This is a genomic window from Rhizobium sp. P2_G2 (genome assembly GCF_056403555.1).
Window position 1 is genome coordinate 1 of record NZ_JBFUFF010000153.1, and the last position, 11,131, is coordinate 11,131.

Annotated in this window: 10 protein-coding genes; 9 read left to right on the forward strand and 1 reads right to left on the reverse strand. The window is 62.6% G+C overall.

Annotated elements, in window-relative coordinates; translation table 11 throughout:
* Nucleotides 1-278: 278 nt before the first annotated feature.
* Nucleotides 279-950: a FadR/GntR family transcriptional regulator gene (locus AC1D06_RS39705; RefSeq protein ID WP_477877773.1), complete on the reverse strand. Its 672-nt coding sequence runs from the start codon at nt 948-950 to the stop codon at nt 279-281.
* 429 nt (nt 951-1,379) lie between these two features.
* Between AC1D06_RS39705 and AC1D06_RS39710 the strand changes: the two genes are divergently transcribed.
* The 9 genes from AC1D06_RS39710 to AC1D06_RS39750 form a co-directional block, all read left to right on the forward strand.
* Nucleotides 1,380-2,252 carry a fumarylacetoacetate hydrolase family protein gene (locus AC1D06_RS39710; protein ID WP_477877774.1) on the forward strand — a complete coding sequence of 291 codons (873 nt, stop codon included), beginning with the start codon at nt 1,380-1,382 and terminating at the stop codon, nt 2,250-2,252.
* Nucleotides 2,252-3,034 (forward strand): alpha/beta fold hydrolase, encoded by a 783-nt coding sequence (locus AC1D06_RS39715; protein ID WP_477877775.1) that lies wholly within the window; start codon nt 2,252-2,254, stop codon nt 3,032-3,034. The genes AC1D06_RS39710 and AC1D06_RS39715 overlap by 1 nt, the downstream gene beginning before the upstream one ends.
* A gap of 48 nt (nt 3,035-3,082) precedes the next feature.
* Entirely contained in the window at nt 3,083-4,414 is a 1,332-nt protein-coding gene (locus AC1D06_RS39720; RefSeq protein ID WP_477877776.1) for a metal-dependent hydrolase family protein, read from the forward strand.
* A complete protein-coding gene (locus tag AC1D06_RS39725) occupies nt 4,411-5,463 on the forward strand; it encodes a branched-chain amino acid ABC transporter permease (RefSeq protein ID WP_477877777.1) in 1,053 nt (350 codons plus the stop codon). Before AC1D06_RS39720 ends, AC1D06_RS39725 begins: the two co-directional genes overlap by 4 nt.
* Complete coding sequence (locus tag AC1D06_RS39730; RefSeq protein WP_477877778.1) at nt 5,460-6,488, forward strand: branched-chain amino acid ABC transporter permease; 1,029 nt, start codon at nt 5,460-5,462, stop codon at nt 6,486-6,488. The genes AC1D06_RS39725 and AC1D06_RS39730 overlap by 4 nt, the downstream gene beginning before the upstream one ends.
* Nucleotides 6,489-6,531: 43 nt before the next feature.
* Nucleotides 6,532-7,776, forward strand: a complete 1,245-nt coding sequence (locus AC1D06_RS39735) for an ABC transporter substrate-binding protein (RefSeq protein WP_477877779.1) — start codon at nt 6,532-6,534, stop codon at nt 7,774-7,776.
* Nucleotides 7,777-7,789: 13 nt separating this feature from the next.
* Entirely contained in the window at nt 7,790-8,584 is a 795-nt protein-coding gene (locus AC1D06_RS39740) for an ABC transporter ATP-binding protein (protein WP_477991009.1), read from the forward strand.
* Nucleotides 8,577-10,784 carry a Tm-1-like ATP-binding domain-containing protein gene (locus AC1D06_RS39745; RefSeq protein ID WP_477991010.1) on the forward strand — a complete coding sequence of 736 codons (2,208 nt, stop codon included), beginning with the start codon at nt 8,577-8,579 and terminating at the stop codon, nt 10,782-10,784. Before AC1D06_RS39740 ends, AC1D06_RS39745 begins: the two co-directional genes overlap by 8 nt.
* Nucleotides 10,784-11,131 (forward strand): phosphoenolpyruvate hydrolase family protein (locus tag AC1D06_RS39750; protein WP_477991011.1); only part of this gene is annotated, 348 nt, incomplete at its 3' end. The genes AC1D06_RS39745 and AC1D06_RS39750, both read left to right, overlap by 1 nt.

Sequence of the window (11,131 nt, forward strand, 5' to 3'; positions counted from 1 at the left end):
GACGTGGTCATCACCTTCGACAGCCATGACAGCATCACGCTCAAGGCGACGCAGCTCGCCAGCGTCACCGCGGACGATTTCATCTTCGGGTGATCGGCGCGATCGGCGCTGTGCATGGATCTAAATATCTGGCCCGCCCAGCCGGGCGGGCGGAGACGTGGGATCGACGGTGCAGCGCCTTTGGTGACGAGCGCATCAATAATGGCAAGGCGGCACACGCAGCCGAGCAGCACGAAATTCGCCGTTGAATAGATCGGCGAATTCGTCGACGTCCGCCCTCACCGCCCCAGCAGATTCCTCTGCACCGTCAGCAGATGCGCATGCATGGCTGCCCGCGCCGCTTCCGGGTCGCGACGCAGGAGCGCGGCGAGGATCACGCCATGCTCGGTGCAATAGATTTGGCGCCGCTCCTCGGAGAAGGACCGCCGCTTCATCTCGAACCATGGCAACTGGTTGCGCAGGATACGCATGACATTATGGATTTCCTTGAGGAAATCATTGCGTGAGCAGGCGAAGATACGGTTGTGGAACTCGGCATCCCAATGCTCGAAGTCGGGCATGTCAGTGCTGTCACAGGCGGTCTGATGCGCCTCGCGGACGAGGTTGAGTTCACCGGTGCTGGCATTGGTGGCGGCGAACTGGGCTGCCGAGGGTTCGAGCAGCAGCCGGATTTCCATCATGTCGGCAGGGCTTGCGCCCTCCATGCGCGCCACCGCCTGGGCCAATGTGTCCTTCTGCTCCGGCTGCAGGAAAGTGCCGCGGCCGGACTGCTTGGTCACCGTACCATCCTCTTCCAGCAGGCTGACCGCGCGGCGGATGGTGTTGCGCGCCACGCCGAATTCGCTCGCCAGATCCCGCTCCGGCGGCATGCGGCCGAGATCGGCCCATTCGCCCGAGGAAATCCGCTTCCGCAATGCGCCGGCAATGTCTGACGCAACAAGTCTTGGCATGCAGGACGATCCTTATCTGACCCGGAACTGAACCACGTTTACCAACAGTCGCACAGGAATTCCAGTGGTTCATTGTGCGAAATATCGTCACGATTTACGTCGGCAACCGAAAAATCGGTGGATTCCGTAGATACAAGGGCAGACGGAGGACCAAACGCCGAGGTTTGCAGCCGGCGACCGTGAAAACCTCATTTCTCTATAAGCAGCAGAATATTAAAGGATTTCCTTACCAATCACCAGTGATTGCGATGACCTCTGGCATCTCGCATTTCGACACTGACGAACGAGTTCTTCCGGATCGGAGGATATCGGGCAACGCGTTTTTCATCCTGGACCCCTCACAGAATCCGCTTGCGTTGTAAACCAAAGGCCTCTACGCTGGCTCAAAATCAGACCGAATTGGTTCAAAACCGGTTCACTGGAGGAAGCATGAAGATCGCAACTTTCACCCAGGCGGGCGAACGCCGTGTCGGCATCGTCGACCTCGATCGCAATCAGGTCTCGCCCTTCGACCTGACCGTCGACGAGGCGCGTTGCGGCCTGATGGCAATCATCGACCGCGGCGGCAATCTTCCCTCCACCCTATCGCCGGTGCCGCTCAGCCAGGTCGAGATCGAGGCACCTATCCCGCTTCCCCGCCGCAACATTTTCTGTGTCGGCAAAAATTACTACGAGCACGCGCACGAATTCGCCAAGAGCGGCTTCGATTCCAGCGCTGCAGCCGGCGCTGTGCCGAAAGAACCGATCATCTTCTCGAAACTGCCGGAAACGGTGGTTGCCAACCACGCCCGCGTGATCATCGACCCGGCCGTGTCGACGGCGATCGACTATGAGGCGGAACTGGCCGTGATCATCGGCAAGCCCGGCCGCCGCATCGCCAAGGAAAATGTTTTCGACCATATCTGGGGCTATACGATCGTCAATGACGTCACGGCCCGCGACCTGCAGGGCAAATACAGCCAATGGCTGATCGGCAAGTCGCAGGATACGTTCTGCCCGATGGGCCCCTGGGCCGTCAGCAAGGACGAGATCGACATCGTCAATTCCGGTATCCGCAGCTATGTGAACCAGGAACTGCGCCAGGATGCCAAGATCGCCCAGCTGATCTTCGATATCCCGACCCTGGTCTCGACCATTTCACAGGGCATTACGCTGAATGCCGGCGACATTATCGCCACCGGCACGCCGGCCGGTGTCGGCATCGGCTTCAACCCACCAAAGTACCTCAAACCCGGCGATGTCGTGCGCGTCGAGATCGATGGCATCGGTGCGCTGGAAAACCGCTTCGCGGAGGCGGTGTAATGCCGAGCAAGACGGCGGGCGGCATCGTCTTCGACATTGCCGGTGATGGCGAACCGGTCGTGCTGGTACATGGCCTCGGCGGTTCGTCCAACACCTGGCAGCCGCTGATGACGGCGCTGAGGAATTTTGCTGTCTACCGGCCGGACCTGCCTGGTTCGGGCCGCTCAGCCGTGCCGGTGGAACCGCAGACCATCGCGGCTTTCGCTGAAGCCATTGTCGCCGGTCTGAGAGAATTCGGTGTGCCGAACGCGCATTTCGCCGGCCATTCACTCGGCACTTTGGTCTGCCAGCATATCGCGGTCCATATGCCGCAATGTGTTCGCTCGCTCGCACTGTTCGGCGCGCTGACGGAACCGCCGGATGCCGCCCGCAATGGCCTGATCAGCCGCGCCGCAACGGCCCGCAGCGGCGCCATGGACACGATTGCCGACCAGATCATCGCCGCGACACTGTCCCCCGCCACTCATTCCGACAAGCCGGCGGCCGTGGCTTTTGTGCGCGAAAGCGTCATGCGCCAGCCTCCCGAGGGCTATGCCAAGAGCTGCGAGGCGCTGTCGAAGGCGCAAGCCTTGCCCGCCGAGCGCATCCTCAGCCCGGTTCTGCTGGTGGCCGGCGACACCGACCCCGTCGCCCCACCGAGCATGGCGACGGCACTCAAGGATAAAATGCCGAATGCGAAAATGGTGCTGCTCGAACGCAGCGGCCATTGGCTAACCATAGAAAAGGCCGAGGAAAGCAGCCGGCTGATTGCAGACTTCCTACAAAAGCATAGACTAAATTGAGGAGCCGAGGCGACCGGGGAGGACCGGTCCGATCGGCGGGAGGAAAATATGGCAATAGACTCAACTTCGTGGAGCGGCTCCGCGTCTTCAGGCACGCTGTTCACCAATGTCCGCATTTTCGACGGCACCGGCGAATATCCTTATACCGGTGAAGTCCTGATCCAGGGCAATCGCATCAAGCAGATCACCAAGGGCTCGTCCCGCTTCAGCACCGGCCAGACCTCCTATGGCTCGGGCGTCACCGTTATCGACGGCATGGGCGCCACGCTGATGCCGGGCCTGATCGACGCGCATCTGCACCTCTCCTGGAACAATGCCCCCGGCATCGACCCGATCCAGATGATGGAGGTCGAGGAGCACATGCTGGTGACCATGGAAATGGCCAAGCTGGTGCTCGACGCCGGCTTCACCGGCGGCCGTGGTGCCGCTGCCGCCAAGCCGCGGCTCGACGTCGTCTGCAAGCGCTTCATCAACGAAGGCCGCTTCCCCGGACCGCGCTATCTCGCCGCCGGTCCCGAAATCACCACGGTCGGAGGCTTGGGCGACTCCGCCCCGTCGCATATCCCGCATGAGGGCCTCAATCTCGGCATCGTTGTTTCCGGCCCGGAAGAGGTCCGCCGCACCGTTCGCACGCTGATCAAATATGGCGTCGACTCGATCAAGCTCAATCTTTCGGGCGAAGAAATCACCGGCATGGGCGCCGAGGAAACGCCGATGTCGGAAGAGGAAGTGGCGATGGCCGTTTCCGAGGCCCGCTGTCGCAACAAGGTGGTCTCGGCACATGCCCGCTCCTCCGGTTCGGTCAAGCAATGCATCCGCCACGGCGTCGACAATATCTATCACGCCTCCTTCGCCGACAGCGAAGCGCTCGACATGCTCGAAGCGGCCAAGGACAAGCATTTCGTCGCTCCGGGCATCGCCTGGCTGATCAACACCGCCCGCTATGCCGAGCCCTGGGGCATCAAGCCAGGCTCGCGCATTGCCGATCTCTACGAGCGCGAGCTCGAAATGTGCGTCGACACGATGAAGAAGATGCATCGCCGCGGCATCCGCATCTGCATCGGCGGCGACTACGGCTTTGCCTGGACGCCGCAGGGCACCAACGCGAAGGACATCCAGACCTTTGTCGAAATGCTCGGCTTTTCGCCGATGGAGGCACTGCTGGCAGCAACCAAATATGGCGGCCAGATCATGCGCATGGGCGATGAGTTGGGCCAGGTCAAGGAAGGCTATCTCGCCGACCTGATCCTGGTCGATGGCGATCCGCTCGCCGATGTCCGCATCCTGCAGGACCATAAACGACTGCTGGCGATCATGGCCAATGGCAAGTTCCACAAGGCGCCGCAGATGAACGAACAACGCCGGCGGCTGACCGCATGACCACGCCAGTTCAGCCAGCAGGTTCGACCGATCTGACGACCGCGCCGGTCAGCGCGCGGTCGCTGAGGATCGTCGTCTATCTGCTGATTGCGGCTTTGCTTGCCTGGCTAATTTTCGGCATCTGGCCGGCATGGCTGAATGGCATCCTGATCTCCAAGAAGGCCTTCGTCAGTGCGCTCCTCAATGGCTTGACGCTCGCCGGCCTCTACTTCCTCGTCGCCAGCGGCTTCACGCTGGTCTTCGGCCTGATGCGCAATGTCAACCTCGCCCATGGCTCGCTCTACCTGCTCGGCGCCTATATCGGCTATGAAGTCGCCGACCGCACCGGCTATTGGCTGCTCGGCGTCGCCGGCGGTTTCCTGGCGCTTGCCGTCATCGGCGTGCTGATGCAGGTCTTCGTCTTCCGCCGGCTGGAGGGTGACGATCTTCGCCAGACGCTGGTGACCATAGGCATTTCCATCGTCGCCGCCGACCTGATGCAGGCCGTCTGGGGCGGCACGACCTATCAGTTCCAGCTGCCCGACTGGCTGGGTGGCGCAATAAAACTGCCGATCGTCACCGCGCTCAAATCCAACGGCACAGCAGTCTTCCTCTCCTACCCGCTCTACCGCATGCTGGTTCTGGTCGCGGCCGTCGCCATCGGCATATTGCTGTGGCTGATGCTCAATCGCACCCGTGTCGGCATGATGATCCGCGCCGGCGTCGATGACCGCGCCATGCTTTCCGCTTCCGGCGTCAATGTCCACGTCGTCTTCGCCATCGTCTTCGCGCTCGGTGCCGGGCTGGCGGGCTTTGCCGGCGTCGTCGGCGGCTCGGTACTCTCCGTCGCCCCAGGCGAGGACGTGCGCTACCTGCTCGCTTCGCTCGTCGTCGTCATCGTCGGCGGCATGGGTTCGATCACCGGTGCTGCGATCGGCGCGCTGCTGATCGGCCTCGCTGAGCAGATCGGGCTTGTCTATTTTCCCACCTACGGCGTCGTGCTGACTTTCGTCATCATGGTGGTCACGCTCGCCATCCGGCCGCAGGGCATTATGGGGAAGGCGCGATGACCGATCGTTTTCTGGACCAGCGCGACGCCCAGCAGCCGATCTGGCTCGATCGCATCGGTATCGGCCATATCCTGCTCGCGGTCGCGGTGCTGGTGTATCCTGCCGTGGCCTCGGACTTCTTCCTCACCCAGATCGGCGCCTTCTCGCTGATCTATGGTCTGATGGCCCTGTCGCTGATGATGCTGGCCGGCTATGGCGGCATGATCAGCCTCGCCCAGGTCACGGTCGCCGGCATCGCCTGCTATACCGTGGCCGTGTTCGGCGCCAACAATACCGGCGTGCTCGGCTTCGGCTGGCCCTGGTGGATCGTGGCGCCGATCGCCGTGCTGTTTTCCGCAATCGTCTCGGCGCTGATCGGCTGGATCTCGGTGCGTACCACCGGCATCTACACGATCATGATCACGCTGGCGATCGCCACGGCCATGTTCTACTTCGCCCAGCAGAACTATTCGATCTTCAACGGCCATTCCGGCTTTTCCGGCATCAAGGCGCCAAACTTCTGGGGCGTCTACTGGCGCGATCCCACGCCCTTCTACTATCTCTGCCTGGGCGTGGCTGCACTCGCCTACATCGCCGTGCTTTACGGTCGCAGCAGCACGTTCGGGCTGACGCTGCAGGCAACGCGCGACAACCCGCGCCGCATGCGCGCCATCGGCTACGACGTAACGGCCCACAAAGTGTTCGCCTGGTTCCTGGCGGGCATCATTGCCGGTCTTGGCGGCGTCTTGCTGGTCTGGTTCAACGGCCGCATCTCGCCCGGCACGATCGACGTCGGTGCCGCAATCGACGTGCTGATCATTGCCGTCATCGGCGGCATCCGCCATCCGATCGGCCCATTCATCGGCGCCGTCGTCGTCACGCTGCTGCAGACATTCGCGATCGACATCGTCGGCGCGGAACGTTTCAACACACTGATCGGACTTGTCTTTCTATTGATCGTCTTCGTCTCGCCTGACGGCATTCTGGGGCTGTGGAGGAAATTCGGCCCCCGGATGACGCAGGAATCTCTCCGATCCGGTCACTAGCCGGACGGCTAAGCGTATCCGAATGAAACCAAGGGAGGAAATAATGCGGATATACAGGCGTACACTTCTGGCAATGGCGGTCGCGACCGGCCTCGTAGCACCAGGTCTCGCATTCGCCGAGGACACGATCAAGATCGGCCTTCTGGCCACGTTCGAAGGCCCCTTTACCGTGCTCGGCGAAGACGGCGAACGCGGCGCAATGACGGCGATCGAAGAATTCAAGGGCATGGTCGCCGGCAAGAAGATCGAGATCATCAAGGGCTCGTCCGACGCCTCGCCGGATAGTGCGGCGCGTGCGATCCGCAAGCTGGTCGAGCAGGACGGCGTCAAGGTCGTCATCGGCCCGCTCTCGGGCGACGAAGGCCTGGCCGTCAAGGAATATGCCAAGACCAAGCCGGACGTGACCTTCATCAACGGCACGTCGGCGGCCCAGGATACGACGCTGCGCGACCCGGCCCCCAACTTCTTCCGGTTCTCGACCGATGGCGCGCAATGGATGGCCGGTCTCGGCACCTATGCCTTCAACGACAAGCACTACAAGAAGGTCGCCACCGTGGCGGAAGACTATTCCTTCCCCTACACGCAGGTGTTCGGCTTCATGGCCGAGTTCTGCAAGGCCGGCGGCCATGTGCCGTCAAAATCCTGGGTGCCGATCGGCAATAAGGACTTTTCGTCTGTCATCGCCGCTATTCCTGAGGATGTCGATGCCATCTATGTCGCGCTCGGCGGCGCCGATGCGGTCAACTTCCTGACCCAGTACCAGCAGGCCGGCGGCACCGCGCCGCTGATCGGCGGCTCGATCACCGTCGACCAGACCGTGCTCACCTCCAAGGGCAAGCTGCGTGACGTGCTGGTCGGCACACCGTCTGCCGGCCCAACGGCCGACACCAACGACGCGCAGTCCTGGAAGGATTTCTCCGCTGCCTATAAGAAGCAGCCGGGCGCCTTCCCGTCCCCGTCGCTCTTCGCGCATGGTTATTACATCAACATGAAGGCAGCCCTGCTGGCGCTCGACAAGGTCGGCGGTGATGTCTCGGATGGCGGCAAAAAGCTGCGTGATGCGCTCTCCGGCCTCTCCTTCGACACGCCGACCGGCAAGGTCTCGCTCGACAAGAACCGTCAGGCGATCGCCGACATCTTCCTGACGGAAGTGAGCGCTGCACCGGATGGCACGCTGCTCAACAAGCTCGTCAAGGTCGTGCCGCAGGTCAACCAGACGCTCGGCATTCCCGAAAAGGATTTCCTGGCACTCGGCACCGTTGGCCGCGACAATCCAAGCTGCCCGTGATCTGCATTTAAGGATGCCGCCAGTGGTCGAAAGCAATGCTGTACCGCGTTTGCAGGATACCGGCGCCCATGCGCTGGAACTCAGCGACATCGCGCGTCATTTCGGGGCGCTGGTGGCCCTTTCGGGCATAAACATGAGGATCGCGGCCGGCGAACGGCGCGCGATCCTAGGCTCCAATGGCGCCGGCAAGACCACGCTGTTCAACGCCATCACCGGCGATTTCCTGCCGACGAAAGGCTCGATCCGCTTCTTCGGCGAGGACATCACCGATCTGCCGCCGCATGAGCGCATCCGGCGAGGCCTGCGTCGCACCTACCAGATCTCGCAGCTCTTCGGCGGGCTGACCGTGCTGGAAAACATCTTTCTCTCCTGCCGCGGCGTGTCGCGCAAACGTTTTTCGCTGGTCCGGCCTGATGACCGCGACGTCAACATGGCGCAGGCGATCTCCATCCTGCAGGCCGTCCATCTCGAAACCTTGCGTGACACCAGGGTCGCCGAACTCAGCCACGGCCAGCAGCGCCAGCTCGAAATCGCCATGGCGCTCGCCGGCGCGCCACGCTTCATCCTGTTCGACGAACCCGCCGCCGGTCTCTCACCCACCGAGCGCCGCGACCTGATCGCCATCCTCAATGCCCTGCCGAAACATATCGGCTACATCATCATCGAGCACGATCTCGACGTTGCATTGCGCGTCTCAGAATACGTGTCGATGATGCACAATGGCAAGCTCTTCAAGGAAGGCACGCCGAGCCAGATCGAAAGCGACCCGGAAGTGCAGGAAATCTACCTCGGAGGCAAGCATGGCTGACCGTAGCGAACGCAGCGCCAAGCCGGTCCTGAAAGTCGACGACCTGCAAGTCTACTATGGCGAAAGCCACGCTTTGCAGGGCGTGTCGCTGACGCTGGATGCCGGCGTGCTCTCCGTCGTCGGCCGCAACGGCATGGGCAAGACCACCCTCTGCAACACGATCACCGGGCTGAAACGCGCGCGCGGCGGCTCGATCCGCTTCAACGGCCGCGAGATATCCGGCCTCGAACCACACGAAATCCACCGCCTCGGCATCGCCTATGTGCCCCAGGGTCGCCGAACCTGGGCAAGCCTGACTGTCGATGAACACCTGCGCCTGATCGCAAGCAATCGGCGCGATGCGTCCTGGACGGTCGAGCGCATCTACCAGACGTTTCCGCGCCTTGCCGAACGCCGCTCGAATGGCGGCTCGCAACTCTCCGGCGGCGAACAGCAGATGCTGGCGATCTCGCGCGGCCTGCTTTCCGACCCGAAACTCCTGGTCATGGACGAGCCGACCGAAGGCCTGGCGCCGGTGATTGTCCAGCAGGTCGAGCGCATGCTGGTGACGCTCGCCGAGGAAGGCGAGATGAGCATTCTCGTCATCGAGCAGAATATCGGCGTCGCCACCGCCGTCGCCGATAAGGTGGCGATCATGGTCAACGGTCGCATCAACCGGCTGATGGACGCCATGACGCTCGCCAATGACCGCGAACTTCAACAACGCCTGCTCGGTGTCGGCCGCCATGCCGAGGAGGAGCCCGCCCCCGCCGAGATCAAGCAGGCGGAGGAGCAGCTGACGCGGGTCTACGCCGTCTCGCGCGGCAATGGCGAAACCGCCGAGCCGGTGGACGGCGTCTATCGGCCTGTCACGGCGCTGCCCAACCGCTGGAACCTGCCCGCGACCTCGCTCAGGCAGGAGATCGTCGCCGAGACCAAACCACAACCCGACGACAATCACATCTTCCAGATACCGTTCAGCGAACGCCTCGGCCGCACCATCCTAGTCGCYGGCACCTTCGACACCAAAGGCCGCGAACTGCGCTACATCGTCGAGCGGCTTCGCGCCCTCGGCATGCACACCCGCACCGTCGACCTCTCGACCTCCAGCAAACCGTCGATCGCCGAAGTCAGCGCATTGCAGGTCGCAAGCATGCATCCGCAGGGCACATCGGCTGTCTTTTCCAACGACCGCGGCCAGTCGGTGACCGCCATGGCAGATGCGTTTGCCCGCTGGATCTCCCGCGAACCCGGCATCGGCGGCGTCATTTCCGCCGGCGGTTCAGGCGGTACGGTGCTGGCAACCGCAGGCATGCGGGCGCTGCCGGTCGGCATCCCCAAGATCATGGTTTCGACAGTCACGTCAGGCGAGATCAGCCGCTATGTCGGCGCTGCCGATATCATGATGTTCAACTCCGTCGCCGATGTGCAGGGCCTCAACTCCATCACCGAACAGGTGCTCGGCAACGCCGCCCATGCCATGGCCGGCATGGTGGCGCAGCTTCCGACTGCAGAAGCCTGGGAGGCCAAGCGCAGGCTGGCGCGGCCAGCCATCGGCATCACCATGTTCGGCGTTACCACGCCCTGTGTACAGGCCGTGACCAAGAAGCTCGATGGCGAATATGACTGCCTGGTCTTCCACGCCACCGGCACCGGTGGCCGGGCGATGGAGAAACTGGGCGACTCCCGCCTGCTCGCCGGCTTCCTCGACATCACCACGACGGAAGTGGCCGACATGCTGGTCGGCGGCGTCTTCGCTGCCGACAAGGACCGGTTCGGTGCCCCGATCCGCACCGGCCTGCCCTATGTCGGCTCGGTCGGCGCACTCGACATGGTCAATTTCGGCCCGCGCGACACCGTGCCGGACAAGTTCAAGAGCCGCAAATTCGTCATCCACAATCCGACCGTCACCCTGATGCGCACGACCCCTGACGAAAACCGTGCCATGGGCGAATGGATCGGCGCGCGGCTCAACGAGATGAACGGTCCTGTCCGCTTCCTGCTGCCCGAAGGCGGCGTCTCGATGCTCGATGCGGCTGGCGGCCAGTTCTGGGACCCCGAAGCCGACAATGCCCTCTTCGAAGCCATTGAACGGACGGTCCGCACCAGCCCGCAGCGGCAGGTCGAACGCGTCCGTGCCAATATCAACGATGAGACCTTCGTCACCCGCCTTGTCGACACTTTTCATTCCATCATGCCGAAAGCTCTGAGGAGAGCCTGATGCCCCGTTTCGAACGCAAAGCCCTGCTCGAAAAATTCCAGGAGATGAAGGCCAGACGCATCCCCATCGTCGGCGGCGGCGCCGGCACGGGGCTGTCAGCCAAGTGCGAGGAAAATGGCGGTATCGACCTGATCGTCATCTACAATTCCGGCCGCTACCGCATGGCCGGCCGCGGCTCGCTCTCCGGCCTGCTCGCCTATGGCAATGCCAACGAGATCGTCATGGACATGGCCCGCGAAATCCTGCCGGTGGTGAAGCACACGCCGGTGTTGGCCGGCGTCAACGGCACCGATCCGTTCTGTAATTTCGACAAGTTCCTCGACGACGTGAAGGCCGAGGGCTTTTCC

Excerpts from the sequence above, each read along its gene's own strand:
- AC1D06_RS39705 (WP_477877773.1), bottom strand. The coding sequence starts at position 950 with ATGCCAAGACTTGTTGCGTCAGACATTGCCGGCGCATTGCGGAAGCGG.
- AC1D06_RS39740 (WP_477991009.1), top strand. The coding sequence starts at position 7,790 with ATGCCGCCAGTGGTCGAAAGCAATGCTGTACCGCGTTTGCAGGATACC.
- AC1D06_RS39730 (WP_477877778.1), top strand. The coding sequence starts at position 5,460 with ATGACCGATCGTTTTCTGGACCAGCGCGACGCCCAGCAGCCGATCTGG.
- AC1D06_RS39720 (WP_477877776.1), top strand. The coding sequence starts at position 3,083 with ATGGCAATAGACTCAACTTCGTGGAGCGGCTCCGCGTCTTCAGGCACG.
- AC1D06_RS39710 (WP_477877774.1), top strand. The coding sequence starts at position 1,380 with ATGAAGATCGCAACTTTCACCCAGGCGGGCGAACGCCGTGTCGGCATC.
- AC1D06_RS39715 (WP_477877775.1), top strand. The coding sequence starts at position 2,252 with ATGCCGAGCAAGACGGCGGGCGGCATCGTCTTCGACATTGCCGGTGAT.
- AC1D06_RS39725 (WP_477877777.1), top strand. The coding sequence starts at position 4,411 with ATGACCACGCCAGTTCAGCCAGCAGGTTCGACCGATCTGACGACCGCG.
- AC1D06_RS39735 (WP_477877779.1), top strand. The coding sequence starts at position 6,532 with ATGCGGATATACAGGCGTACACTTCTGGCAATGGCGGTCGCGACCGGC.